The organism is Geodermatophilus sp. SYSU D00815, assembly GCF_054050035.1.
On sequence record NZ_JBJGYO010000008.1, the window covers coordinates 55,321 to 81,572 of the forward strand.

20 protein-coding genes are annotated in these 26,252 nt (G+C 75.0%); 11 read left to right on the plus strand and 9 right to left on the minus strand.

What is annotated here, in order from left to right:
• Nucleotides 1-43 precede the first annotated feature (43 nt).
• Nucleotides 44-1,000 carry a 2-hydroxyacid dehydrogenase gene (locus ACI78S_RS11680; protein WP_456973356.1) on the plus strand — a complete coding sequence of 319 codons (957 nt, stop codon included), beginning with the start codon at nt 44-46 and terminating at the stop codon, nt 998-1,000.
• Here the strand turns inward: ACI78S_RS11680 and ACI78S_RS11685 are convergent.
• A complete protein-coding gene (locus tag ACI78S_RS11685) occupies nt 994-1,365 on the minus strand; it encodes a PH domain-containing protein (protein WP_456973358.1) in 372 nt (123 codons plus the stop codon). The genes ACI78S_RS11680 and ACI78S_RS11685 overlap by 7 nt on opposite strands.
• Nucleotides 1,366-1,428: 63 nt before the next feature.
• Here ACI78S_RS11685 and ilvD point away from each other — a divergent pair, with 63 nt between their 5' ends.
• The 6 genes from ilvD to ilvC all read left to right on the plus strand — a co-directional run bounded on the left by ilvD (nt 1,429) and on the right by ilvC (nt 12,460).
• On the plus strand, nt 1,429-3,141 hold the full coding sequence (gene ilvD / locus ACI78S_RS11690; protein ID WP_456973360.1) for a dihydroxy-acid dehydratase: 1,713 nt from the start codon (nt 1,429-1,431) through the stop codon (nt 3,139-3,141).
• Nucleotides 3,142-3,405: 264 nt separating this feature from the next.
• The gene (locus ACI78S_RS11695) at nt 3,406-5,967 is read left to right on the plus strand and encodes a putative bifunctional diguanylate cyclase/phosphodiesterase (protein WP_456973362.1); all 2,562 of its coding nucleotides are present in this window, start codon (nt 3,406-3,408) and stop codon (nt 5,965-5,967) included.
• Nucleotides 5,964-8,663, plus strand: coding sequence for a putative bifunctional diguanylate cyclase/phosphodiesterase (locus ACI78S_RS11700; protein ID WP_456973364.1), 2,700 nt, complete (start codon nt 5,964-5,966; stop codon nt 8,661-8,663). The genes ACI78S_RS11695 and ACI78S_RS11700 overlap by 4 nt, the downstream gene beginning before the upstream one ends.
• A 220-nt stretch (nt 8,664-8,883) precedes the next feature.
• The gene (locus tag ACI78S_RS11705) at nt 8,884-10,752 is read left to right on the plus strand and encodes an acetolactate synthase large subunit (RefSeq protein ID WP_456973366.1); all 1,869 of its coding nucleotides are present in this window, start codon (nt 8,884-8,886) and stop codon (nt 10,750-10,752) included.
• Between the two features lie 96 nt (nt 10,753-10,848).
• On the plus strand, nt 10,849-11,376 hold the full coding sequence (gene ilvN, locus ACI78S_RS11710; protein WP_456973368.1) for an acetolactate synthase small subunit: 528 nt from the start codon (nt 10,849-10,851) through the stop codon (nt 11,374-11,376).
• 55 nt (nt 11,377-11,431) lie between these two features.
• Nucleotides 11,432-12,460, plus strand: a complete 1,029-nt coding sequence (gene ilvC, locus ACI78S_RS11715) for a ketol-acid reductoisomerase (RefSeq protein WP_456973370.1) — start codon at nt 11,432-11,434, stop codon at nt 12,458-12,460.
• Nucleotides 12,461-12,573: 113 nt separating this feature from the next.
• On the opposite strand, the gene ACI78S_RS11720 is transcribed toward ilvC, so the two are convergent.
• Both ACI78S_RS11720 and ACI78S_RS11725 read right to left on the minus strand, forming a co-directional pair.
• Complete coding sequence (locus ACI78S_RS11720) at nt 12,574-13,137, minus strand: hypothetical protein (RefSeq protein WP_456973372.1); 564 nt, start codon at nt 13,135-13,137, stop codon at nt 12,574-12,576.
• Between the two features lie 145 nt (nt 13,138-13,282).
• Nucleotides 13,283-13,948 carry a hypothetical protein gene (locus tag ACI78S_RS11725; protein ID WP_456973374.1) on the minus strand — a complete coding sequence of 222 codons (666 nt, stop codon included), beginning with the start codon at nt 13,946-13,948 and terminating at the stop codon, nt 13,283-13,285.
• A gap of 152 nt (nt 13,949-14,100) precedes the next feature.
• On the opposite strand from ACI78S_RS11725, the gene serA reads away from it, so the two are divergent.
• Together serA and ACI78S_RS11735 are read left to right on the plus strand one after the other, a co-directional pair.
• A complete protein-coding gene (serA, locus tag ACI78S_RS11730) occupies nt 14,101-15,714 on the plus strand; it encodes a phosphoglycerate dehydrogenase (RefSeq protein WP_456973376.1) in 1,614 nt (537 codons plus the stop codon).
• A 15-nt stretch (nt 15,715-15,729) separates the two neighbouring features.
• On the plus strand, nt 15,730-16,770 hold the full coding sequence (locus ACI78S_RS11735; RefSeq protein WP_456973378.1) for a 3-isopropylmalate dehydrogenase: 1,041 nt from the start codon (nt 15,730-15,732) through the stop codon (nt 16,768-16,770).
• Between the two features lie 24 nt (nt 16,771-16,794).
• Here ACI78S_RS11735 and ACI78S_RS11740 read toward each other — a convergent pair whose 3' ends face one another.
• From ACI78S_RS11740 to ACI78S_RS11760, 5 genes are read right to left on the minus strand one after another with little or no spacing between them, the layout of a single operon-like run.
• Complete coding sequence (locus tag ACI78S_RS11740; protein ID WP_456973380.1) at nt 16,795-17,469, minus strand: GntR family transcriptional regulator; 675 nt, start codon at nt 17,467-17,469, stop codon at nt 16,795-16,797.
• A gap of 2 nt (nt 17,470-17,471) precedes the next feature.
• The gene (locus ACI78S_RS11745; RefSeq protein ID WP_456973382.1) at nt 17,472-18,965 is read right to left on the minus strand and encodes a CoA-acylating methylmalonate-semialdehyde dehydrogenase; all 1,494 of its coding nucleotides are present in this window, start codon (nt 18,963-18,965) and stop codon (nt 17,472-17,474) included.
• On the minus strand, nt 18,962-19,675 hold the full coding sequence (locus tag ACI78S_RS11750; protein ID WP_456973384.1) for an enoyl-CoA hydratase/isomerase family protein: 714 nt from the start codon (nt 19,673-19,675) through the stop codon (nt 18,962-18,964). The genes ACI78S_RS11745 and ACI78S_RS11750 overlap by 4 nt, the downstream gene beginning before the upstream one ends.
• The gene (locus tag ACI78S_RS11755) at nt 19,675-21,210 is read right to left on the minus strand and encodes an aldehyde dehydrogenase (protein WP_456973386.1); all 1,536 of its coding nucleotides are present in this window, start codon (nt 21,208-21,210) and stop codon (nt 19,675-19,677) included. The genes ACI78S_RS11750 and ACI78S_RS11755 overlap by 1 nt, the downstream gene beginning before the upstream one ends.
• A gap of 57 nt (nt 21,211-21,267) precedes the next feature.
• Nucleotides 21,268-22,650 (minus strand): dihydroorotase, encoded by a 1,383-nt coding sequence (locus ACI78S_RS11760; RefSeq protein ID WP_456973388.1) that lies wholly within the window; start codon nt 22,648-22,650, stop codon nt 21,268-21,270.
• 86 nt (nt 22,651-22,736) lie between these two features.
• Here ACI78S_RS11760 and ACI78S_RS11765 point away from each other — a divergent pair, with 86 nt between their 5' ends.
• Nucleotides 22,737-23,744: an asparaginase gene (locus ACI78S_RS11765; protein WP_456973390.1), complete on the plus strand. Its 1,008-nt coding sequence runs from the start codon at nt 22,737-22,739 to the stop codon at nt 23,742-23,744.
• A gap of 11 nt (nt 23,745-23,755) precedes the next feature.
• Here ACI78S_RS11765 and ACI78S_RS11770 read toward each other — a convergent pair whose 3' ends face one another.
• Nucleotides 23,756-24,904: a flavin reductase gene (locus tag ACI78S_RS11770; RefSeq protein WP_456973392.1), complete on the minus strand. Its 1,149-nt coding sequence runs from the start codon at nt 24,902-24,904 to the stop codon at nt 23,756-23,758.
• A gap of 225 nt (nt 24,905-25,129) precedes the next feature.
• Between ACI78S_RS11770 and ACI78S_RS11775 the strand changes: the two genes are divergently transcribed.
• The gene (locus tag ACI78S_RS11775) at nt 25,130-26,251 is read left to right on the plus strand and encodes an LLM class flavin-dependent oxidoreductase (RefSeq protein WP_456973394.1); all 1,122 of its coding nucleotides are present in this window, start codon (nt 25,130-25,132) and stop codon (nt 26,249-26,251) included.
• The last annotated feature ends 1 nt before the right edge of the window (nt 26,252 follow it).

Here is a 26,252-nt window from a genome sequence, read left to right on the forward strand (position 1 = left end):
CTCAGGTTAGGCGGGCGAGGCGCGCCGGTTACCTTCGGCAGCCGTGCGCGAGCCGACCACCGGCGCCGACGTCCTCGGCCCGGACGAGACCCTGCACGTGCTCGTCCCCTCGACGGCGCTCGCCCGCGCCGTCGAGGCGCTCTCGCCCCGCGTGCGCGCGCACCGGTTCCACCCGACCGACGGCGTGCCCACCGGCGAGGCGACCCGGTCGCAGGTCGTCGTCCCCCGGGGCGGCGGCGAGCTGCCGGCCGACGTGCTCGCCGCGCTGCCCCGGCTGCGGCTGGTCCAGCTGATGAGCGCGGGCGCGGAGCGGTTCGTCGGCCGGCTGCCCGAGGGCGTCGTCCTGTGCAACGCCCGTGGCGCGCACACCCCGTCGACCGCCGAGTGGGCGGTCACGGTCACGCTGGCCGCGCTGCGCGGGATCCCGGCCTTCGTCCGCGAGCAGGACGCCGGCCGGTGGTCGCCGGGCACGCACTCCTCGCTGGTGGGCGCCCGGGTGCTCGTCGTCGGCGCCGGCGACATCGGCCGGGCGATCGGCCGCATGATGGCCGGCTTCGACGTCGAGCTGACCTACGTCGCCCGCACCGCCCGCGACGGCGTCCGGTCCACCGACGACCTGCCGCGGCTGCTGCCCGGGGCCGACGTCGTCGTCCTCGTCGTCCCGGTGACGCCGGAGACGACCGGGATGGTGGACGCGGCGTTCCTCGGCGCGATGCGGGACGGCGCCCTGCTGGTCAACGCCGCGCGCGGGGTGGTCGTCGACACCGAGGCGCTGCTCGCCGAGCTGCGGTCGGGGCGGCTGCGGGCCGCGCTCGACGTGACCGACCCCGAGCCCTTGCCGCCGGGGCACCCGCTGTGGTCGGCGCCGGGGTTGCTGCTCACCCCGCACGTGGCGGGGGCCGTGCCGGGGACCGAGGAGCGGGCCACGGCGGCGGTCACCGACCAGCTGCGGCGGGTGCTGGACGGCCGGCCGCTGGTCAACGTGGTGACGGACTACTGAGGCTGGGGGATCCGCCCGCCGGAGAGCTCGGCGATCCGGGGCAGGTCGCGGGTGCGCACCACCGGCAGGCGCACCTCGGTGCCCCCCGTGGTGACCAGCCACAGGCTGCCGCGCTCGCCGAGCCGGACGGCGGCCAGCTCGCTCCACGGCACGGTGCGCGAGGCGACGGCCGAGCGGGCGGTGATGCCCTCGTCGCCGACGTCCACCCCCGCCCGGAGCACGTACGCGGCGGCGGCGAGGGGGAGCAGCAGCGCCAGCAGGCCCCACGGGCTCGCGGCCGCCGCCAGGGGGAGGACGCAGATCAGCAGGACGACGACCGGCAGGTACGCCGTCCGGCCCAGCCGGAAGCGTGCGGGGACAGCCACGAGAACCCATGGTCCCAGACGTCCTCACCCCCTCGGCGCGAGGCGGGCCTACCCTTTCCGCTCGTGACGAGCGTCGAGGACCGACCCACCAGCAGCGAGACCGCCGACCTCAAGCCGCGCAGCCGCGAGGTGACCGACGGCATCACCCGGGCACCGCAGCGGGCGATGCTGCGGGCCGTCGGCATGGGCGACGACGACTGGGACAAGCCGCAGATCGGCGTCGCCTCGTCGTGGAACGAGATCACCCCCTGCAACCTCTCCCTCGACCGGCTGGCCAAGCGGGCCAAGGAGGGCGTGCACGCCGCGGGCGGCTACCCGCTGGAGTTCGGCACGATCTCGGTCTCCGACGGCATCTCGATGGGGCACGAGGGCATGCGGGCCTCGCTGGTGTCCCGCGAGGTCATCGCCGACTCCGTGGAGACGGTGATGTTCGCCGAGCGGCTCGACGGCTCGGTGCTGCTGGCCGGCTGCGACAAGTCGCTGCCCGGCATGCTCATGGCCGCCGCCCGCCTCGACCTGGCCAGCGTCTTCCTCTACTCGGGCTCGATCCTGCCCGGACGGCTCGGGGACCGCGACAACCTGACGATCATCGACGTCTTCGAGGGCGTCGGCGCCTGCGCCCGCGGTCTCATCAGCCGCGAGGAGCTCGACGCGATCGAGAAGGCCGCCTGCCCCGGCCAGGGCTCGTGCGGGGGCATGTACACCGCCAACACGATGGCCAGCGTCGCCGAGGCGCTCGGCATGGCGCTGCCCGGTTCGGCCGCGCCGCCCGCGCCCGACAGCCGCCGCGACGCCTTCGCCGTCGCCTCCGGCGAGGCCGTGGTCAACCTGCTGCGCAAGGGCATCACCGCGCGCCAGATCATGACGAAGGAGGCCTTCGAGAACGCGATCACCGTGGTCATGGCGCTCGGCGGCTCCACCAACGCCGTCCTGCACCTGATGGCCATCGCGCACGAGGCCGAGGTCGACCTGACCCTCGACGACTTCAACCGGATCGGCGACCGCACCCCGCACCTGGCCGACGTCAAGCCCTTCGGCCGCTTCGTCATGACCGACATCGACCGCGTCGGCGGCGTCCCGGTCGTGCTGCGCGCCCTGCTCGACGCCGGCCTGCTGCACGGCGACACGCTCACCGTCACCGGGAAGACCATGGCCGAGAACCTCGCCGAGATCGCCCCGCCCGACCTCGACGGCACGATCGTCCACGCGATGAACAACCCGATCCACAAGACCGGCGGGCTGACGATCCTGCGCGGCTCGCTGGCGCCGGAGGGCGCGGTGGTGAAGTCGGCCGGCTTCGACGCCGACGTCTTCGAGGGCACCGCTCGCGTGTTCGACGGCGAGCAGGGCGCCATGGACGCCGTCACCGAGGGCACGCTGAAGCCCGGGGACGTCGTCGTCATCCGCTACGAGGGCCCCAAGGGCGGACCGGGCATGCGCGAGATGCTCGCCGTCACCGGCGCGATCAAGGGCGCCGGCCTCGGCAAGGACGTCCTGCTGCTCACCGACGGTCGCTTCTCGGGCGGGACGACGGGGCTGTGCATCGGCCACGTCGCGCCGGAGGCCACCGACGGCGGGCCGATCGCGTTCGTCCGCGACGGCGACGCGATCCGGCTGGACCTGCGCACCCGCACGCTCGACCTGCTGGTGGACGACGACGAGCTGGCCCGCCGCAAGGAGGGCTGGGCCGCGCCCGCGCCGCGCTACACCCGCGGTGTGCTGGCCAAGTACGCCAAGCTCGTCGGCTCGGCCGCGCAGGGCGCCATCTGCGGCTGAGGCCGGCTCGGTCCCGCCGAGAAGGCACTCCGTGCACGGCCTGCCGGCGTGGCGGCGCGTGTCGCGTGCACGGAGTGCCTTCTCGGCGGCCGGCCGGGACGGCGCACCCCCCGAACGGGTGACGGGCCGCCGGAGCGCCTCCACACGCGGGGCGGGGCTGCCGACACCTGCCGTGTGGAGAGGCTGAGGCGAGCGCTGCTCGCGGTCGCCGCGCTCGCGGGTGCTGCCTGCGCTGCCGCGGCGGTCCGGCCTGCGCTGGTCCCGGTGGCCTACGGCGCGGTGGCGGTGCTCGGCCTGGCCGGCAGCGGCGTCCTCTGGACCGTCGGGCGCAGGCAGTCGCCCCCGCGCCGGGGGTGGCGCCTCATCGCCGTCGCCCTCCTGTTCCCCGTCCTGGGCGCGCTGCTGGCGGCCGTCGCCCGGCCGTCGAGCCCGCTCGAGGTGGCCGTCCTCCGGTGGCTGCCCACGGTGCCCGGCTACCTGGTCGCGATCGCCGGCATCCTGACCCTGGTCGACCGCCGCCGGCTGCGCGCCGGGCTGCGCGGAGCCGTGGAGCTGGCGCTGTTCGTCACCGCCTGCCTGGTGGTCGTCCAGCTGCTGATCATCGGGCCGGGCGGCCGCTGGTCGTCGCTGGAGCTCGGGCAGCGGCTCGTCCTGGCCGCCGCCGTCGTCGCCACCTCGCTGACCATGGCCGCCGGGCTCACCCTGCTCGGTGTCGTGGAGGCGCACCGGCAGCGCATGGCGGTGGTGCTGCTCGGCGGCGCCTTCGTGCTCACCGTCGGCCGCGGGCTGTCCACCGCGGCGCTGCTGTTCACCGCGCACGGCGTCGCCGTCGTGAGCCAGTTCCTCGTCGTCGGCGGCCTCACCCTCGTGGTGCTGAGCGCCTTCGCCGATCCCGGCCAGGGGACCACCGGGCGCCGGGCGCGGGGGCGGGCCGGCCGGACCACCGAGCTGGGCCAGGTGCTGCCGCACGCCGCGATGGTCGTCGCCGTCACCACGGTCGGCACCGCCGCGGTGTTCGGCCACCAGCCCAGCGGGATCAGCTACGTCGGCGGGACGGCGTGCATCGTCCTGACCGGCGTCCACCGGTGGGTCACCGCTCGCGAGGAGCAGCGGCTGAGCGCGCACATCCGGCGCAACGAGGCCTACTTCCGCTCCCTGGTCGCCTCCGGCGCCGACGCCGCCGTGATCCTCGACGCCGAGCTGCGCCTGGTCTGGGCGTCCCCGGCGCTCGAGCGCATGCTGGGCGCCGCGGCGGTGCCGCTGCCCGGTCGCGCGCTGCTCGACGTCGTCCACCCCGACGACGCCGACGCGCTCGCCGCCGCGGTCCCGTCGGGGACCGCCGGGGACGAGGAGCGCGGCGGCGTCCTGCTGCTGCGCATGGCCGACTCCGCCGGCCGGTGGCGCAGCCTGGAGGCGAGCGTCTCCGACCTGCGCCGCGACCCCGACGTGGGCGCGGTCGTGCTGCACTGCCGCGACGTCACCGAGCGCGAGGCCCGCGAGGCGGCCCTGCGCGGCGTCGCCTACACCGACCCGATGACCGGCCTGCCGAACTCCGCGGGCCTCGAGCGGGCGCTGCAGGGCGCGCTCGCCGAGCCGGAGGACGACGGGGCCGGGAGCACGCTGCTGCTGATCGAGCTGGAGGGCCTCGCCGAGGTCCGGGAGTACGCCGGGCGGCACGTCGTCACCGCCGTGGAGGCCGAGGTGGGCCGGCGTTTGCGGGCGACGGTCCGGGCCGAGGACGTCGTCGCCCGGATGGGCTTCGGCGGCTTCGGCGTCCTGGCGCGCAGCGCGGGCACCGAGGCCGACCAGCTCGCCGACCGCTGCCTCGCCGTGGTCGAGCAGCCGATCGCGACCACCGCCGGCATCGTCGACCTGACCGCGAGCGTCGGCCTCGTCGTCCTGGCGCCCGACGTCGAGGTCGACGAGCTGCTCGCCCGCGGGGAGCTCGCCGTCCGCGCGGCGCGGGCCACCGGGCCCGGGGCGTCGGCGCGCTACACGCCGGCCCTCGGCGAGGCCGCCGCGCGCCGGCAGCGGCTGCTCGACGACCTGCACGGCGCGACGGCCCGCGGCGAGCTGTTCCTGCTGTTCTCGCCGATCGTCTCGCTGGAGGAGCAGCGGGTGACCGGCGTCGAGGCGCTGCTGGGCTGGCGGCACCCCGAGCTCGGCGACCTCGAGGCCGCCGAGTTCCTCCCCGTCGCCGAGCGCGCCGGCCTGGTGGGGGAGCTGCAGCGGTGGGCCCTGGACGAGGCGACGCGGGTGGCCGCCGGCCTGCCGGGCACCGGCGGCACCGCGCTGCGCCTGGGCGTCGACCTCGCCGCGTCCTACGTCGCGGGCGGCACGCTCGTGACCGACGTGGAGAACGCGCTGCACCGCTCCGGCCTGGCGCCCGAGCGGCTGGTCCTGGAGGTCCCCGAGGCGACGGCGGTCGCCGACGACGAGCGCATCGCGCTCGACATCGCCAGCGTCCGGCTGATGGGCGTGCACGTCGCGCTCGACCGCTTCGGTGCCGGCCGGTCGTCGCTGGCCAGCCTCACCCGGCTGCCCGTGGACATCCTCAAGCTGGACCGGTCGCTGCTGGCCCGCCTCGACCGCGACCCGCAGGACCGCGCGCTGTGCGAGTCGGTCGTCGGCATCGGCCGCGCGCTCGGCGTCGACGTCGTCGCCGAGGGCGTGGAGACGCCGGCGCAGCTGGCCACCCTGTGCAGCCTGTCCTGCGGCTTCGCCCAGGGCTTCCTGATCTCGCGCCCGCTGCCGCTCGCCGGGCTGATCGCGCTGCTGCGCGACCGGGCCGGGCAGCTCTGGCCGGGCATGGTGGGGCAGCGGTGAGCGGCTCGACCCCACCGGGCAGGGCCGCGGCGGTCCGGACGGCGACCGGCGTGCTGGCCGGCTCGACCGCCGTCGCCGCCGTCGAGCTCCTGCTCCCCGGCGCGGCGCCGCGCCTGTCCCCGGCGGTGCTGGCCGTGGCCACCTGGCTCGCGGCGGGCGCGCTGGCGCGGCGGTGCCGGCGGCTCCCCGCACCGGCGCGCCGGCCGTGGCAGCTGCTCACCGCCGTGGCGGTGCTGCTCGGCGCGGGGCAGGCCCTCAGCGCCGTCCACGCCGCCGGGGTCAACACCGGCGTCGGGGGCGTGCAGGACCTCCCGCTGGTGGCCGCGGTCCCGGTGGCGGTCGTGGCGTGCCTGCGCATGCTGCCCCCGGCGGACCCGGTGCCCGGCTTCCGCACGCGCGCCCTGCTCGACGGCGGCATCGTCGTCCTCGCCGTGGTCGTGCTGGCCCAGCTGCTGCTCACCGACGCGGTCGCCGCGACCGCGATCGTCGTCGAGGGGCTGATCTCCGTCGGCTACCCGGCGGTCGGTGGCGTGCTGTGCGGCCTCGGTCTCGCCGTGGTGACCGCCGTCCCGCCCGGGCGGCGGCCCGCGGCCGTGCGGCTGCTCGGCGCCTTCGTCGCGCTGACCGTCGTGGCGGTGAGCGGCGCCGTGGCCGTGGCGCACGACAGCACGGTGCTCGACGTGGTCACCGGGGTGGCCTGGCTCGGCATGGCCGGCCTCGCCGTCCGCGCCGCCGCCGTCGACGGCCCGGCCGCCGAGCGCGGCCCGGCCGAGCCGCCCCGGCTGCCCCTCGTCGGGGTCGTGACCAGCCACTGCACGGCCTCGGCGGTCTCGCTGGCGGTGATCGCCTGGCTGGTGCTGGACCGGCCCTTCCCCGCCGCCGGCGCCGCCGAGATGGCCGTGCTGCTGGTGCTCACGCTGGTGCGCAGCCTCCTGTGGGGGGCCGACGCCCGCCGGCTGACCGGCCGGCTGCAGCGGGCCGAGGCGCACTTCCGCGCGCTGGTCCACAGCGGCGGGGACGTCACCGTGGTCGTCGACGGCAGCGGCCGGATCACCTGGGCGTCGGGCGACGTGCGCGACCGGATCGGCTGGGCCGAGCAGGAGCTGATCGGCCGGTTCCTGTCCTCGCTGGTGCACGTCGGCGACCGCGCGGCCGCGGCCGGCCTGCTCGCCGCGTACCGCGACGGGGGAGAGCTGGCGCAGCTGCTGCCGGCCGCGGTCCGGGTGTACCCGCCGCGGGGCGCGTGGCGGCACGTGGAGATCGCCTCCGCGGCGCCCGGCCCGCACGGGCTGGTGCTGCACGTGCGCGCGCTCGGGCCGGCGCGCCGGTCCGCGCTGGAGCTGGAGCGGCTCGCCTACACCGACCACCTCACCGGCCTGCCGAACCGCCCGCGCCTGCTGTCGGCGCTGGAGGCGGCCCGCGACCGGGCGGGCTCGGGCGCCGAGGCCTGCGTGCTCATGATCGACCTCGACGGCTTCAAGCCGGTCAACGACGTCGCCGGCCACGACGCCGGGGACGACCTGCTGGTCCAGGTGGCCACGCGGCTGCGGCGGACCGTGCGCGACCGCGACCTGGTCGGCCGGCTGGGCGGCGACGAGTTCGCCGTGCTGGTGCGGTCGGGGGCCGACGAGGCCACCGCCCTCGCCGAGCGCATCGTCGCCGAGCTGCGCGACCTGCGGCCCACCGCGCCGGCCGGCGGGCACGGCGACGAGCTGGTCTTCGACGTCTCGGGCAGCGTGGGGGTGGCCGAGCTCGACCCGGCCGAGGACGTCGCGACGACGCTGCGGCACGCGGACCTGGCGCTGCGCGCGGCCAAGCTGGCCGGGAAGAGCTGCGTGCGCCGGTACGTGGACACGCCCGACGACGCGGCCGGACGGCGGGCGGTGCTGGCCCGCGACCTGCCGGCGGCGATCGAGCGGGGCCAGCTGCGCCTGGTCTTCCAGCCGGTCGTCGGCGTGGCCGAGGGCCGGGTGCTCGGGCTCGAGGCGCTGGTGCGCTGGGAGCACCCGGAGCTGGGCACCGTCCCGCCGCACGAGTTCATCTCCCTGGCCGAGGCCGACGGGCTGGTCGTCCCGCTGCAGCGGTGGGTGCTGCGCGAGGCGACCGGCACCGTGGCCCCGCTGCTCGCCGAGGGCCGCGACCTCAAGCTGGGGCTCAACGTCTCGATCCGGCACCTCCAGGCCGGCTCGCTGGCCGCCGACGTGGCGCGGGCGCTCGCGGAGAGCGGTGTGCCGCCCCACCGGCTCATGGTCGAGCTCACCGAGTCGGTGCTCATGAGCGCCGAGGACCGCTTCGAGGGCGACCTGTCGACGCTGCGGGACATGGGCGTGGTCATCTCGCTGGACGACTTCGGCAAGGGCTACTCCTCGCTGGCCCGCCTCGCCCGCCTGCCCGTGGACGTGATCAAGATGGACAGCGCCTTCGTGGGGCACATCGTCGACGACCCCCGCAGCGCCGCGCTGGTCGGCAGCGTCGTCGAGCTGGGCCGGACCCTGGGCATGGACGTCGTCGCCGAGGGCGTGGAGACCCAGGGGCAGCTCGACGCGCTGCGCGCGCTGGGCTGCCGGTTCCTCCAGGGCTACCTGCTCGGCGCGCCGGTGCCGTCCGAGCAGCTGCGCGCGGTGATCGACGGCTTCGACGCCGACGTGCTCCGACCCGGCGCCGGTCTCACGGATCAGGCGCTGGCTGTCCACTGAGTGGGACGGCCTGGTTGACGGGCGCACCCTCCAGGGCGCACAGTGTCGGGGTGCGCCCTGCCCGCCTCGTAGTCGCCTAGCGCGTCGGTCCCCGCGACCGACGCGCTGACCCTTCGTGCCCGCGGCACGAGGGGTTTTTTGTTGGCCGGGGGCGCCCCGCACCCGGCCGGCCGCATCCACCCGCACACCGCACGGCCCGCGCCCCAGGAGAATCGCCGCGATGAGCACCACCACCCCCAGCGAGTCCGCCAGCCGCGACGCAGCCGCGTCCCTGGCCGGCGTCGAGACGACGGCCAGGCCGGCGGACCGGACGCCGGAGCCGATGAGCGGCATCACCGGGGCGCAGAGCCTCGTCCGCTCTCTCGAGGCCGTCGGGGTCGAGGTGATCTTCGGCATCCCGGGCGGCGCGATCCTGCCCGCGTACGACCCGCTGTTCGACTCCTCGGTGCGGCACGTGCTGGTCCGGCACGAGCAGGGCGCCGGGCACGCCGCCACCGGTTACGCCCAGGCCACCGGCCGGGTCGGCGTCTGCATGGCGACCTCCGGGCCGGGCGCGACCAACCTGGTCACCCCGCTGGCCGACGCGCACATGGACTCGGTGCCGGTCGTGGCCATCACCGGCCAGGTGCCCAGCGGCGCCATCGGCACCGACGCCTTCCAGGAAGCCGACATCCGCGGCATCACGATGCCGGTCACCAAGCACAACTTCCTGGTCACCGACCCCGACGAGATCCCGCAGCGGATCGCCGAGGCGTTCCACCTGGCGGCCACCGGCCGGCCCGGTCCCGTCCTGGTCGACATCTCCAAGGACGCCCTGCAGGGGACGACGGACTTCTCCTGGCCGCCCCGGCTGGAGCTGCCCGGGTACAAGCCGACGACCCGGCCGCACGGCAAGCAGGTCCGCGAGGCGGCGCAGCTGATCGCCGCGGCCCGCCGGCCCGTGCTCTACGTCGGCGGGGGCGTGCTCAAGGCGCACGCCACCGCGGAGCTGGCCGAGCTGGCCGAGCTCACGGGGGCGCCGGTCGTGACCACGCTGATGGCGCGCGGGGCGTTCCCCGACAGCAACCGCCAGCACCTGGGCATGCCGGGCATGCACGGCACGGTCGCCGCGGTCACCGCGCTGCAGAAGGCCGACGTCATCGTCGCCCTCGGCGCCCGCTTCGACGACCGGGTGACCGGCAACCTGGCGAGCTTCGCGCCCGGCGCGCTGGTGGTGCACGCCGACATCGACCCGGCCGAGATCGGCAAGAACCGCAAGGCCGACGTCCCGATCGTCGGCGACGCCAAGGAGACGATCGCCCAGCTCGTCGACGCGCTGCGCGCCGAGCACGCGGCCGGGCGCACGCCCGACCTCGCCGGCTGGTGGGCCCAGCTGGACAGCTGGCGGGAGAAGTACCCGCTCGGCTACGACTGGCCGGAGGACGGCTCGCTGTCGCCGCAGTACGTCATCGAGCGGCTGGGCCGGATCGCCGGGCCGGACGCGATCTACGCCGCCGGCGTCGGCCAGCACCAGATGTGGGCCGCGCAGTTCATCTCCTACGAGAAGCCCGGCACGTGGCTCAACAGCGGCGGTCTCGGGACGATGGGCTACGCCGTCCCCGCCGCGATGGGCGCCAAGTACGGCCGCCCGGACACCACCGTGTGGGCCATCGACGGCGACGGCTGCTTCCAGATGACCAACCAGGAGCTGGCCACCTGCGCGATCGAGGGCATCCCGGTCAAGGTCGCGATCATCAACAACGGCAACCTCGGCATGGTCCGCCAGTGGCAGACCCTCTTCTACGAGGGCCGCTACTCCAACACGAAGCTGCACGTGCAGGACGAGCACGGCAGGCCGCGCCCGGTCCGGATCCCGGACTTCGTGCTCCTGGCCGAGGCGATGGGCTGCGTGGGCCTGCGCTGCGAGAGCAAGGACGACGTCGACGCCGTCATCGAGAAGGCGATGGCGATCGACGACGCCCCGGTCGTCATCGACTTCGTCGTCGGTCACGACGCGCAGGTCTGGCCGATGGTCGCCGCCGGCGCCAGCAACGACGACATCCTGGCCGCGCGCGACGTGCGCCCGGTCTTCGGCGACGACCAGGTGTAAGGACCCCTTCCTCCCCACCCCCTCGCGAGCTCGGGGGCGGGCCCCTGGGAGGGGGCCGCCGCTGCTGGCGATGCGCTTCGAAAGGAACGTTGGCACATGACCCGCCACACGTTGTCGGTCCTCGTCGAGAACAAGTCCGGCGTCCTGGCCCGCGTCTCGGCGCTGTTCAGCCGCCGCGGCTTCAACATCGAGTCGCTGGCCGTCGGGCCGACGGAGAACCCCGACCTCTCCCGCATGACGATCGTCGCCGACGCCGAGTCGGCGCCGCTGGAGCAGATCACCAAGCAGCTCAACAAGCTGATCGAGGTGATCAAGATCGTCGAGCTGGAGGAGGGCGCCGCCGTCCAGCGCGAACTGCTGCTGGTCAAGGTCCGCGCACCGCTGGCCGACCGCACCCAGGTGCTGCAGACCGCCGAGCTCTTCCGGGCCCGCGTGGTCGACGTCAACACCGACACGGTGACCCTCGAGGCCACCGGCACCCCCGACAAGCTCCAGGCGCTGCTGGCCGTCCTGGCCCCGCTCGGGATCAAGGAGATGGCGCAGTCGGGCACCGTCGCCCTGGGCCGGGGTCCGCGCTCGATGTCGGGCGCCGGTACCTTGCGCCCGGTCGAACGCACCGCCTGAAGCCGAACACCCCCGCGTCAACGCGCACGCACCCACCGAAGGAGAGCACCACCGCATGGCCGCCGAGATCTTCTACGACGACGACGCCGACCTCTCGATCATCCAGGGGCGCACCGTCGCCGTCCTGGGCTACGGCAGCCAGGGGCACGCGCACGCCCTGTCGCTGCGCGACTCCGGGGTCGACGTCCGCGTCGGCCTCCCCGAGGGCTCCTCGAGCCGCGCCAAGGCCGAGGCCGAGGGCCTGCGCGTGGTCACGCCGGCCGAGGCGGCCGCCGAGGCCGACCTGATCATGATCCTCGTGCCCGACCACGTGCAGCGGCACGTGTACGCCGAGGCCGTCGAGCCCAACCTGCAGGACGGCGACGCCCTCTTCTTCGGGCACGGCTTCAACATCCGCTTCGGCTACATCAAGCCGCCGGCGGGCGTGGACGTCGCGATGGTCGCCCCCAAGGGCCCCGGCCACCTGGTGCGGCGCGAGTTCGAGAACGGCAAGGGCGTGCCCTGCCTGGTCGCCGTCGAGCAGGACGCGAGCGGGTCGGCGCTGCAGCTGGCGCTGTCGTACGCCAAGGCGATCGGCGGCACCCGCGCCGGCGTCATCAAGACCACCTTCGCCGAGGAGACCGAGACCGACCTGTTCGGCGAGCAGGCCGTGCTGTGCGGCGGCATGTCGGCGCTGGTCGCCGCGGGCTTCGAGACCCTCACCGAGGCCGGCTACCAGCCGGAGGTCGCCTACTTCGAGTGCCTGCACGAGCTGAAGCTGATCGTCGACCTCATGTACGAGGGCGGCATCGCCAAGCAGCGCTGGTCGGTGTCGGACACCGCCGAGTACGGCGACTACACCACCGGCCCGAAGATCATCGACGAGCACGTCAAGGCGACGATGCAGGACGTCCTCGCCGCCATCAAGGACGGCTCGTGGGCCGCGTCGTTCATCGCCGACCAGGACGCCGGCGCGCCGGACTTCAAGCGCCGCCGGGCCGAGGCCGAGGCGCACCCGATCGAGGAGACGGGGCGCAAGCTGCGCGGCCTGATGAGCTGGGTGTCGGCGTCCGACGACTACACCGGGACCGCCGCCCGCCACTGAGCGAGCGCACGAGAAGGGCCCCCGCTGCCGACCCGCAGCGGGGGCCCTTCTCGGTGGAGCGGCCCGTCCGGGGCCCACCCCGAGCTCGCCAGGGTGGGGAGGACGGGGTCCTCTCAGTAGCTCTGGCCCCGAGCGGCGAAGTACTGCTTGGACGCCGGCTGCATCAGCAGGGCGATGATGACGCCGGGCAGGATGAAGCCGAGGACGCCGCTGAACGCCGAGCCGCCGTCCTGGGCGATCGAGATGATCAGCGAGATCAGGTTGATCACGACGGCGGCGTAGCAGATGTAGAGCAGCAGCTTCGGCGGCTTGCCGGTGAGCACGAAGATGCCGCCGACGAGCAGGCCGATCGACAGCAGCAGCGACAGCAGGATGACGAGGCCGAGCAGACCCGAGAGGGCGAAGGCCACGCTCAGCGCGATCAGGCCGAAGAGCGCGCCCAGGCCGCCCCAGACGATGCCGACGACCGCTGCCGCGGTCACCATGCCGGGGCGCTGACCGGTGGGGGCGCCGTAACCCGCCGGACCGCCGGTGTAGGCGGGCGCCGGCTGGTAGCCCTGGGGCTGGTAGCCCTGCGGCTGGTAGCCGCCCTGCTGCGGAGCGCCCCAGCCGGGCTGACCCTGAGGAGCACCCCCCTGCGGGTAGTTCGGGTCGGAACCGGGGGTGGGGGTGGTCATCTGGTCGTTTCCTCCTGGGACGTGCAGCCGCCCGGTCGGGCGGTCGGCGGCGGAGTGTAGGGGGACGCGCACCGCCGTGGAGCGATGCGCGCTGTGCGTGACGCGGCCGTGACCCACCGCGGGGCGCCGGCAGCGCCGGGGGTGCTCACCGGCCGCGCTGCGCCCGGGACGCCTGGAAGAACGAGCTCGCCGCCCGGTTCGACAGCAGGACGACGATCAGGATCGAGATCACGAACAGGACCAGGAACAGCACGACCCCGCCGGCGCCGCTCTCGTCGACGCTGGCCAGGCTGCCGAAGAAGAAGAACCCGGTGGTCGCGATGGCGATGGAGCCGCCCACGATCAGCAGCACGCGGCTGCGGCCGGACAGCGCCCAGGCCGAGCCCCAGAACATGACGACGGTCCACGCGAGCGCGAGGATCCCGAAGACGATCGCGATGCCGGCGGCGGCACCGACGAGGTCCCCGAAACCGGGCAGCGCCTCGTCGGCGTCGCCGGCCGCGCCCCCGAAGAGGGCGCCCGCGAATACGAACAGGACGGTGACGAGGGCGCCGAGGGCGCCGAAGATGAAGCCGAAGACGGCGGCGGTGGTGACGCCGCCGGGCTTGGCCGGCCGGCCGCCGGAGTACTGGCCGTAGGGCTGCGGCGACCCCGGGGCGCCGTAGGCGGCGGGCTGCTGCTGCCCGTAGGGGGCGGCCTGGTACTGGGGCTGCTGGCCGTAGGCGGGCTGCTGCCCGTACTGGGGCTGCTGGCCGTGCTGGGGCTGGCCGTACGACGGCTGCTGCCCGTACGGGTTGTTCTGCTCGGTCATGATCTCCTCCGTCGGCGGGGGGGTGCCGACTCTCCGGCGGCCAGGATGGGGGTCGGTCCACCCCAGGGCAAGCAGGCGTCACCCCACGAGGGTGGTGTCGCTCCAGGTACCCCCGGGCGCCCGCACGAGCGGCCTCCCTAGGCTGTCCTCCCGTGACAGCCACCCAGTCCGGGACCGCGCCCGTCGTCCTGATCGCCGAAGAGCTCGCCCCCAGCGTCCTCGAGGTGCTCGGCGACGAGGTGGAGATCCGGCACGTCGACGGGGCCGACCGGGCCGCCCTCCTGCCGGCCCTGGCCGACGCCGCGGCGGTGATGATCCGCAGCGCCACGCAGATCGACGCCGAGGCCCTGACCGCCGCGCCGAACCTGAAGGTCGTCGCCCGCGCCGGCATCGGGCTGGACAACGTCGACGTCGCCGCGGCCACCGAGCGCGGCGTCATGGTGGTCAACGCGCCGACGTCGAACATCGTCAGCGCCGCCGAGCACGCCGTCGCGCTGCTGCTCGCCGCCGCGCGGCACATCCCCGCGGCCGACGCCTCGCTGCGCGAGGGCCAGTGGAAGCGGTCGAAGTTCACCGGCGTCGAGGTCACCGAGAAGGTCGTCGGCGTGGTGGGCCTCGGCCGCATCGGCGTCCTCGTCGCGCAGCGGCTGGCCGCCTTCGGCGTCGAGCTGATCGCCTACGACCCCTACATCCAGCCCGGCCGCGCCGCGCAGCTGGGCGTGCGGCTGGTCCCGCTCGAGGAGCTGCTGCGCACCGCCGACTTCATCACCATCCACCTGCCCAAGACACCGGAGACCGTCGGGCTGATCGGCGCCGCCGAGCTGGCCACGACCAAGCGCGGCGTGATCATCGTCAACGCCGCCCGCGGCGGGCTGGTCGACGAGGCGGCCCTGGTCGACGCGCTCAAGGCCGGTCAGGTCGGCGCGGCCGGCATCGACGTGTACGCCAAGGAGCCGTGCACCGACAGCCCGCTGTTCGAGCTGCCGAACACCGTGGTCACGCCGCACCTCGGGGCGTCGACGACCGAGGCGCAGGACAAGGCCGGCAAGGCGGTCGCGCGCTCGGTGCGCCTGGCGCTGCAGGGCGAGTTCGTGCCCGACGCGGTCAACGTCCAGGCCGGCGGGGTGGTGGCCGAGGACGTCCGCCCCGGGCTGCCGCTGGCCGAGAAGCTGGGCCGGCTGTTCACCGCGGTCGCCGGCGGGCTGGCCCAGTCGGTGAACGTCGAGGTGCGCGGCAAGCTCGCCGAGTTCGACGACTCGGTCCTGCAGCTCGCCGTCCTCAAGGGCGTGTTCTCCGACGTCGTCGAGGAGCAGGTCACCTACGTCAACGCGCCGCTGCTCGCCGAGCAGCGGGGCCTGGAGGTCGCGCTGACCAGCGACCTGGAGAGCCCCACCTTCCGCAACCTGGTCACCGTCCGCGGCGCGATGGCCGACGGCACGCAGGTCGCCGTCTCCGGGACGCTCTACGGCAAGAACCAGGTGCCGCGGCTGACCGAGGTGGGCGGGTTCGAGATCGACCTCGAGGCGTCGGGCTACCTGCTGTTCTTCGTCTACACCGACCGGCCCGGCGTGGTCGGCGCGGTCGGCGCCGCCCTGGGCGAGGCGGGCGTGAACATCGCCGGCGCGCAGGTCAGCCGGACGACGCGCGGCGGGGAGGCGCTCATGGCGGTCACCGTCGACAACCCGGTGCCCGGCGACCTGCTGGCCGACATCGCCGGCCGCATCGGCGCGCGCGAGGCCCGTGCCGCAGACCTCACGACCTCCTGACCTAGGGTCTCGACCATGCGCCTGGCAGTGATCCCTGGAGACGGCATCGGCCCGGAGGTGGTGGCCGAGGGCCTCAAGGTCCTCCGCGAGGTGGTGCCCGACGTCGAGACCACCGACTACGACCTCGGGGCGGCCCGCTGGCAGCGCACCGGTGAGCTGCTGCCCGACACGGTGCTCGACGAGCTGCGCCAGCACGACGCGATCCTGCTCGGCGCGATCGGCGACCCGGGCGTGCCCAGCGGCATCCTCGAGCGCGGCCTGCTGCTCCGGCTGCGCTTCGAGCTCGACCACCACGTCAACCTGCGCCCGGCGCGGCTGTTCGACGGGGTGGAGAGCCCGCTCGCCGACCCGGGGTCGATCGACATGCTCTGCATCCGCGAGGGCACCGAGGGGCTCTACGCCGGCACCGGCGGCGTGCTGCGCCGCGACACCCCGCAGGAGATCGCGACCGAGGTCAGCGTCAACACCGCGTTCGGGGTCGAGCGCGTCGTCCGGTACGCGTTCGAGCGGGCCGTGGCCCGGCCGCGCAAGCACCTGACGCTGATCCACAAGACGAACGTGCTCACCCACGCCGGCGGCCTCTGGTCGCGGACGGTGGAGGAGGTCGCGGTGGAGTTCCCCGAGGTCACCGTGGCGTACCAGCACGTCGACGCGGCGTCGATGTTCTTCATCACCGACCCGGGCCGCTACGACGTGATCGTGACCGACAACCTGTTCGGCGACATCGTCACCGACGTCGCCGCGGCGGTCACCGGCGGCATCGGGCTGGCGGCCAGCGGCAACCTCGACGTGTCCGGCACCCACCCGAGCATGTTCGAGCCGGTGCACGGCTCGGCTCCCGACATCGCCGGCGCGGGCACGGCCGACCCCACCGCCACGGTGCTCTCGGTCGGCCTGCTGCTGGAGCACCTGGGCCGCGCCGACGAGGCCCGCAAGGTCAACGCCGCGGTCGCCTTCGAGCTGTCCACCCGCGCGTCGAGGGGCCCGGTGCGCACCGCCGAGGTGGGCGACCGGCTGGCGGCGCTGGTCGGCGGGGGAGAAGCGGCGCGCGCCTGACCCGCGCGCGGCCGCCGTGCCGGATCAGCCCGCGGCGCTGCGGGCCGGGCCCTCGTCGGCGGCCGACGTCCGCAGCAGGTACCTGAGGATGAAGTCGTGCGAGGTCTCCAGGTGCGCGCGGGTCAGGTCGGCCACCTCGCGGGGGTCCCCGCGGTGGACGGCGGCGAGGATCTGCCGGTGCTCCTCGTGCAGGTGCTCGACGTCGCCGATGACCTCGAGGTGCAGGTAGACGTAGCGGTCGGTGAGCCGGCGCAGCTGCTCGGTCAGCTCCACCATCCGCGGGCGGTCGGCGCGGGTGTAGACCAGCGCGTGGAAGGCCGCGTTGGCCTCCAGCCACTCCGCCGGCCCGATGTCCTCGGCCTCCATGCGGCGCAGCAGCGCGGCCATCTGGGTGGTCTCCGCCCGGCCGACGTTCGGCACGGCGATGGCCGTGACCACCGGCTCGATCGCCTCGCGCATCTCGTAGAGCTCCTGCAGCTCCCGGATCGACAGCCCCGTCACGACCGCGCCGGAGACGCCGAGCTCGACGAGCCCCTCCGCGGCCAGCACGCGCAGGGCGTCCCGCACCGGGATCCGGCTGACGCCGTACTCCGCCGCGATGTCGGACTGGGACAGCAGCGTGCCCGGGGCCAGCGCGCCGGTCCGCAGCCGGTCGCGCAGCCCCTCCGCGACCCGGTTGCCGGCTGACTGCTCGCTCATCGTCAGCTCGACGTGGGGAAGTGGTAGCTGGCCGCGACCGCCGGCCAGCGCTCGGTCACGACCTTGGTGCGGGTGTAGAAGTCGACGCCGTCCGGACCGTGGATCCGGCTCTGCCCGAACAGCGAGTCCTTCCAGCCGCCGAACGAGTAGTAGGCCATGGGCACGGGGATCGGCACGTTGACGCCGATCATGCCGACCGTCACCTCGCGCTGGAACCGGCGGGCGGCGGCGCCGCTGGACGTGAAGATCGCCGTGCCGTTGCCGTAGGGGTTGGCGTTGATCAGCGCGATCGCCTCGTCGACCGTCCCCGCGCGGACGACGGACAGCACCGGGCCGAAGATCTCGTCGCGGTAGGCGTCCATCGCCGGCGTCACGTGGTCGAGGACGCTCGGGCCGATGAAGAACCCGTCCTCGTGCCCGGGCACCACCAGGCCGCGCCCGTCGACGGCCACCCGCGCGCCCTGCCGCAGGCCGGCCTCGACGTAGCCGGCGATCCGGTCCCGCGCCTCGCGGGTGACGATCGGGCCCATCTCGCTCGCCGGGTCGCGGCCCGGGCCCACCGTGACCGCCGCGGCCTTCGCCGAGACGGCCTCGACGAGCGCGTCGCCCGCCCGGCCCACGGTCACCGCGGCCGAGATCGCCATGCACCGCTCGCCGGCCGAGCCGAAGGCGGCCGCGACCAGGTGGTCGGAGGCGTGCTCGACGTCGGCGTCGGGCAGCACCACCGCGTGGTTCTTGGCGCCGCCGAGGGCCTGCACCCGCTTGCCGGCCGCGGTGCCGCGCGCGTGCACGTAGCGGGCGATGGGCGTGGAGCCGACGAAGGAGACGGCGGCGACGCCCGGGTGGTCGAGCAGGGCGTCGACGACCTCCTTGCCGCCCTGGACGACGTTGAAGACGCCGTCGGGCAGCCCCGCCTCCTGCCACAGCTCGGCCACCAGCAGCGAGGGGGAGGGGTCGCGCTCGCTGGGCTTGAGCACGAACGTGTTGCCGCAGGCGATGGCGACGGGGTGCATCCACATCGGCACCATCACCGGGAAGTTGAACGGCGTGATCCCCGCGACGACGCCCAGCGGCTGGCGGAACGAGAAGACGTCGACGTCGGTCGAGGCCTGGTCGGAGTACGAGCCCTTGAGCAGGTGCGGGATGCCGCAGGCGAACTCCACGACCTCCAGCCCCCGCTCCACCTCGCCGCGCGCGTCGGAGAGGACCTTGCCGTGCTCGGCGCTGATCAGCTCGGCGAGCTCGCCGACGCGCGCGGCCACCAGCTCGCGGAAGGCGAAGAGCACCTTCGCCCGCCGGGAGAGCGAGGACTGCGACCACTCTTGGAAGGCGGTGGCGGCGACCCGCACCGCCTCCTCGACGTCGGCCGGCGTCCCCAGCACCACCTCGGCCTGCTGGGCGCCGGTGGCCGGGTCCCAGACGGGCGCGGTGCCGCCGGGGCTGCCGGCGGTCGGCTTGCCGCCGATCCAGTGGTCGAGGGTGCGCACCGGGCTCATGATTCACCACGGCGCAGCGAGCCGACCACCAGCCGGTCGATGCTCATGTCCAGCGCCTGGTCGTCGCCCACCGCGGCGAACGCCCGCAGCATGTCGCGGATCTCGGCGTGCACGCGCGGGCTGCGGGCGCGCAGCTGGGCGACCCGCTCGTCGACGTCCTTGGCCAGCTCCTCGGCGGAGCCGACTACGGCGTTGAGCAGGCCGAGCTCGACGGCGCGGGCGGCGGGGACCGGCTCGCCGGTGGCGGTGAGCCAGAAGGCCTGCCGCGCGCCGACCACCCGCGGCAGCCAGGCGAGCACGAGCGCGGGGGCCAGCCCCAGGGAGACCTCCGGGAAGGAGAACCGGGCGTCGGCGACGGCCACCGACACGTCGCAGGCGGCGACCACGCCGACGCCGAAGCCGGCCGCGTCGCCCTGGACCTCCGCCACGGTGACCAGCCGGGTGCCGCGGAACGCGCGGGTGGCGGCCACCAGCGTCTCGGCCTCGCCGCGCACGACGCCGGGCGCGGTGCTGGTCCCGCCCCGCTCGCGGCCCCGGCAGAACGCCTCGCCGACCGAGCGCACCCGCAGCACGTGGGCGTCCTCCGGCGGGTCGGTCAGGTACGCCGTGAGCTCGCGCAGGTCGGCCAGGGTGAACAGGTTCTCCGGCCCGCGGTCGAGCTCGGCGACGGCGACGCCGTCGCGGACCGGGGAGATCGTGAAGCCGGCCATCAGTTCAGCCGCCCCGTGGCGCGGCCGCCGTACCAGTCGACGTCGTCGGCGGCGGTGCGGACGGTGACCGCCCGGACGTGGGTGAAGTCGTGGAAGGACTCCCAGCCGCCCTCGCGCCCGGTGCCGCTCTCCTTGAGCCCGCCCCACGGCGAGGAGGGGTCGAGCCGGTGGTGGTCGTTGACCCACACCATGCCCATCTCCAGCTGCTGCGCCACCCGGTGGGCCCGCGCGACGTCGCGCGTCCAGATGGCCGAGCCGAGGGCGAACGGCGAGTCGTTGGCCTGCCGGATCGCGTCGTCCTCGTCCTCGAAGGGAATCACCACGACGACCGGGCCGAAGATCTCCTGCCGGGCGATCTCCATGTCGTTGCGCACGTCGGCGAGGACGGTCGGCTCGAGGAAGAAGCCGCCGGGCAGGCCGGGGACGTCGGCGGCCCGGCCGCCGGTGACCAGCCGGGCGCCCTCGGCGACCCCGCGCTCGACGGCGCCGAGGATGCGGGTCCTGGCCCGCTCGGAGATGACCGGGCCGAGCTGCGTCCCGGCCAGCGTGGGATCGCCGATCCGGATCTGCCGGGCCTGGGTGGCGAGCCCGTCGACGACGTCGTCGTAGATGCCGCGCTGCACCAGCAGGCGGCTGCCGGCGATGCAGGTCTGGCCCGCGCCGATGAAGCCGGCGAACGCCGCACCGCGCGCGGCCGTGTCGACCGGGGTGTCGTCGAAGACCAGCACCGGCGACTTGCCGCCCAGCTCGAGGGTGGCCTTGGCGAAGCGCCCGGCGGCGGCCAGCGAGATGGCCCGGCCCACCTCCGTGCCGCCGGTGAAGACGATCTTCGCGACCCGCGGGTGCTCGGCCAGCGCGGCACCGGCGGTGGCGCCGAGGCCGTTGATGACGTTGAGCACGCCCGGCGGGATCCCGGCGTCGGCGGCGATGTCGGCGAGGAGCATCGCGGTGAGCGGGGTCTGCTCGGAGGGCTTGAGGACCACGCTGTTGCCCGTGGCCAGGGCCGGGGCGAGGCTCTTCGAGGCGATCATCATCGGGTGGTTGAAGGGCGCGAGGATGCCCACCACGCCCAGCGGGAACCGGCTCGTGTACGAGTGGTAGTCGCCCCGCATCGGCACGACCGCGTCGCGGTCGGCCAGCAGCAGCGCGGCGTTGTAGCGGTACCACTCCGAGAGGCGGGTGATCTGCGCCTTGGTCTCGGTGATCGGCCGCCCGTTGTTCATCGTCTCGAGCTTGTAGAGGTCCTCCATCCGAGCCTCGATGCCGTCCGCGAACCGCTGCACGATCCGCGCGCGGTCGTGGATGGGCATCCGGCTCCACACCCCCGACCGGAACGTCTCGTCGGCCACCCGCACCGCGGCGTCGACGTCCTCGGCGTCGGCGGCGGCGACCGACGCGAAGACCTCACCGGTCGCCGGGTTGACGACGTCGAGCGGCGCGGCCCGGCCGGGCAGCAGCCGGCCGCCGATCCGGAGGCCGGTCGGGAGGGAGGCGACCGGGAGCTCCACCACCGAGGGGGAGGACGAGAGGGTCACGGGGACTCCTGGGGGACGGACGGTGCCGTATACAGCAACGGCTCGATGGATACGACCCTAGGCCAGGGGCTCGCCCACCCGCAAGGACCCCGGGCGGGCACCCCCGCCCGGCAGGAAGCGGCCGGCGCGCTCGCCGCGCGGGCGCCCCTCCTCGGCCACGAGCACGCCGCGCAGGTACGTCCGCACCACCCGTCCGCGCACCTCGCGGCCGTCGAACGGGGTCCAGCCGGCCTTGGACAGCACGTCGGCGGAGCGCAGCGTGCGCTCGGCGCCCGGGTCGACGAGGGCGAGGTCGGCGTCGGCGCCGACGGCGATCCGCCCCTTGCGCGGCCACAGCCCGTAGACCTGCGCCGGCCGCTCGCAGTAGACCCGGACGACGTCCTCGTAGGACAGGTGCCCGCGGGCCGCGGCGTCGAGGAGCAGGGACATCGTGCTGTCCAGCCCGGGCAGCCCGAAGTGGACGTTCCAGATGTCCCCGGCCCGCTTCTGCTCCAGCGTCGACGGCGCGTGGTCGGTGGACATGTGGGTGAGGACGCCGCCGCGCAGCAGCGCCCACATCTCCGCCTCGTCCGCGTCGGTGCGGGCGCGGGCGGGCGGGGTGAACTTGCGCAGCGCCCCGTGCTCGAGCACCTCGTCCTCGCGCAGCAGGAAGTACTGCGGGCACCCCTCGGCGTGCAGTGCGGCGCCCCGGGCGCGCTCGCCCCGCAGGTAGTCGGCCACCTCCGGGTGGCTGACGTGCGCGACCGCGGCCCGCGCGCCGGTCCGCCGGACGAGCAGGCCGGCGACGGCCGCGGCGACGAGCTCGGCGTCGCGGCTGCGCCAGTCGGGGACGACGCCGCCGTCCACCCGGCCCTCCGCGCGCAGGAGGTTCTCGGCCGCCTCGGTCAGGGACTCGTCCTCGCAGTGCAGCAGGCTCACCGCGCCGACCTGCGCCGTGGCCGTCAGGTGCTGGTGCAGCCGTGCCGCGTCGTGCCCCGGGACGCCGTGCGTGGTGCAGGTGAAGACCTTGAAGAAGGTGACGCCGGCCGCCCAGAGCGCGGCCACCTCCCCGGCGGCGCCCGGCCAGGCGTGCGCGGCGAGGCCGAAGTCGACCTCGGACCGGTCGCGCAGGTGGGCGGTCTTCTCCCGGAGGTCGTCGACGGTGCGCACCGGCGTGCCGTGGGTGTGCTCCACGATCGTGGTCACGCCCGCGGCCGCGGCCGCCGACGTGCCGGTCGGGAAGTCCTCCCGCTCCGGGCTGCCCGGGTCCATGAGGTGCACGTGCGTGTCGACCCCTCCCGGGAGGACCAGCAGCCCGGCGGCGTCGACGGTCCGGCGCGCGGCGGGCGTGCCGGGCCCGACGTGCGCGACGACGCCGTCGCGGACGCCCACCGACAGCCGCCGCCGTCCCGTCGGCGAGACGACGGTGCCACCGGCGATCAGCAGGTCGAGGTCGGGCATGAGGGGCTCCTCCTCGGGGGCGGGCCCGGACGGGCCGTACGGTGGGCGCCCGCCGGGGCGGCCGGCGCGACGGGAGGTGCGGACGGGTGGGCAGCAGGGCGCGGGTGGCGGTGGCGTCGCTGGGCGGCACCATCACGATGACGCCGGGGTCCGGCGGGTCCGGGGTCGTGCCGTCGCTCTCGGCGGAGGACCTGGTGCGCGCCGTCCCCGGGCTGGACGGCGTCGCCGACCTCGCGGCCACCACCCTGCGGACCCAACCCGGCGCGTGGCTGACCGCCCTCGACGTCGTGGCGGTCGCGGAGTGGGCCCGGGACCAGCGGGCCGACGGGGTCGTCGTCGTCCAGGGCACCGACACCATCGAGGAGACCGCCTACCTGCTGGACCTGCTGTGGGACCGGCCGGAGCCCCTGGTGGTCACGGGCGCGATGCGGCCGGCCGGCGCGGCGGGCGCCGACGGGCCGGGCAACCTGCTGGCCGCCGCCGTCGTGGCCGCCGCCCCGGCCGCCCGGGGGCGCGGGGCGCTCGTCGTCCTCGCCGACGACGTGCACGCCGCGGCCCTGGTCCGCAAGACCGACGCGATCGCCCCGCACGCCTTCGGCTCGCCGTCGTTCGGCCCGGTCGGGCGGGTGCACGAGGGCACGGTCACCTTCGCCGCGCCGGCGGCGCGCTGGCCGGCGCTGCCCGGCCCCCGGACCGGCGCCGACCCGCGGGTGGCCCTGCTCGAGACGCACCTGGGCGACCGCGGCGAGCTGCTGCGGCTGGTGGCCGAGGCCGGCCACGACGGCGTCGTGCTGGCCGGCTTCGGCGCCGGGCACGTGTCGGCGGCCCTGGCCGACGTGGTCGAGGAGGCGGCCGCGACCCGGCCCGTCGTCCTGGCCGGGCGCACGGGCGCCGGTCCGGTGCTGCACCGCACCTACGGCTTCGCCGGCTCGGAGCAGGACCTGCTGGCCCGCGGTGCGGTGCCGGCGGGCTGGCTGGACGCGCGCAAGGCCCGGCTGCTGCTGTGGGCGCTGCTCGCCGGGGGCGCCGGGCCCGACGAGGTGCGGCGGACCGTGCGGGCCCGCGGCGCCGCGCCCACCGGTCCGGTGGGCTGACCCGCCGCGGGTCAGAGCCGGCCGCCGGTCTGCTCGAGGATCTGCCGCACGCGCTGCTTGGCCAGCTCGGTGTACCGGTAGACGGCGGCCCGGGCGGCGTCCTTGTCCCCCCGCTCCACCCCTTCGGTGATGCCGCGCTGGGCCTCGACGAAGCTCTGCGAGGTCACCGGCGTGACCCCGAAGCTGCGGGTCATCACCGACTTGATGTGCAGCTGGGCGAACGCCGTCGTCAGCGGCGCGCTGTGGGCCAGCGAGACCAGGCCCTCGTGGAAGGCGTAGTTGGCGTCGAGGTAGCGGTCGAAGTCGACGAACCGGTCCCCGACCAGCAGTGCCGCCATCGCCTCGAACCGGGCCCGCAGATCGGCCAGCTCGCCCTCCGGCACCTTGCCGACGACCTGGTCGATCACGCCCAGCTCGATCGCCGCGCGGGCGTCGAACGTCGCGTCGGAGGTGCGGGCGTCGAAGGGCACGACCACGTAGCCGCGCTGGGGGTCGCGGCGCACCAGCCCGTCGGCCGTGAGCCGGGTCAGCGCGTAGAAGGCCGCCGCCTTGTCGACGCCGAGCCGGTGGGCGAGGTCGTCGAGCTGCAGCACGGCGTCGGGCGCGTACGTGCGCTCGAGCACCTGGTGGCGGGCGTGCAGGTAGACCTCGTCGTCCCGGGCGAACTCGAAGCGGCCGAAGCCCCCGCGGAAGTAGGTCAGCGGGCCGCCCTCGGCGGCCTCGGCGCGCACCACCCGGCCGAGGAAGATGGTGTGGGTGGCGGCGCTGACCTCCTCGGTCACCTCGCACTCGATCCGGGCCAGGGCGTCGGCCAGGACCGGTGCGCCGCGCACGCCGCGGGTCAGCCGGAGCCCGGAGAACTTGTCGGCGCCCGGGGTGGCGAAGTGCTGGGCGAGGTGCCCGTGGCCCTGCCCCAGGACGTTGACGACGTAGGCCCCGGCGGTGGCGACCGCGGTGCACGTGGACGACGACCGGTTGAGGCAGGCCAGCATCATCGGGGGGTCCACCGAGAGCGAGGTCACCGAGCTCGCCGTCATGCCGAAGTCGCCCTCGTCGGTGCGGGTGGTCACGAGCGACACGCCGCTGGGCAGGTGGCCGACCACGTGGCGGAAGGTGGCGGCGTCGACCCCCGCGGGTCCGGCCGTCTCTGGTGTCGTCACGGGAGGCGAACCTTTCCGGGAGCGCGGCGCACGGGCCGTCCGCGGCAGATGCCCGAGTACACCCGCGTCCCGAGCGCAGGGGGATGGCGTGCGCCGTCATCGGAGGCCCGCCAACTTCACGGTCGCCGTCACTGCCCGGCGGGCGTCGTGGCTCTTCACTGACCCGAGCGGCCGCGGTCCACCGACCGCCGGCCCCCGCCGACCCGCGACCCCGAGGAGATCGTCGTGAGACTGGGCTACTTCGCGATGCCGCTGCACCCGCTGGGGCGTTCGTGGGCGGACACGCTGAAGGAGGACCGGGAGGCGGTGATCCTGGCCGACCGGCTCGGCTTCCACGACGCGTTCATCGGGGAGCACCTCACCGACCGGCACGAGAACATCACCAACAGCCTGGTCTTCCTCGCCACGCTCATCTCCGACACCAGCCAGATCCGGCTGGGCACGGGCACGACGAACCTCTCGCACATGCACCCCGCGCTGGTCGCGGTGAACAGCGCGATGTTCGACCACCTCTCCGGTGGCCGGTTCATCCTCGGTGTCAGCCCCGGCGCGCTGCCCTCGGACGCCGAGCTGCTCGGCATCCTCGCCGAGGACCGGAACCAGATGTTCGCCGAGGCCATCGACGTCATCACGCGGCTCTGGGAGCTCGACCCGCCGTACGAGATCGACCTGCCGGGCAACCGCTTCACGGTCACCACCGCCTCGACCTACGACGACGAGATGGGCGTGGGGATCGTCGGCAAGCCCCTCCAGCAGCCGCGGCCGGAGATCGTCGGGACCGTCGTCGCGCCCTTCTCCAAGGGCGTCGTCGCGATGGGCGCCAAGGACTTCCACCCGCTGTCGGCCAACTTCCTGCTGCCGCAGTGGGTGGCCACGCACTGGCCGAACTACGTCGAGGGCAAGCAGTCGGCCGGCGCCGAGGCGGACCCGGCCGACTGGCGGATCGCGCGCAACGTGTTCGTGGCCGACGACGCCCGGGTCGCCGAGGCCTACGGGCGGGCCGACGCGAACAGCCCCTACCGGTACTACTTCGGGAAGATGCTGGGGAAGATGCGCCGGCTGGGCCGGCTCGGCCTGTTCAAGACCTCCCGCGAGCAGCCCGACGAGGAGATCACCCTCGACGGGGTCCTGGACGACCTGGTGATCGCGGGCACCCCGGACTCCGTGGCCGAGCAGGTCCTCGCCCTGCGCGAGCGGACCGGTGACTTCGGCGAGCTCGTCTACGCCGGGCTGGACTGGGTCGACCCCGACCTGGCCAAGCGGTCCATGGAGCTCATGGCCGAGAAGGTCATGCCGCAGGTGAACGCCGCCCTCGGAGCGGGCTCGGCCGCCGGGACGGGGCGCTGAC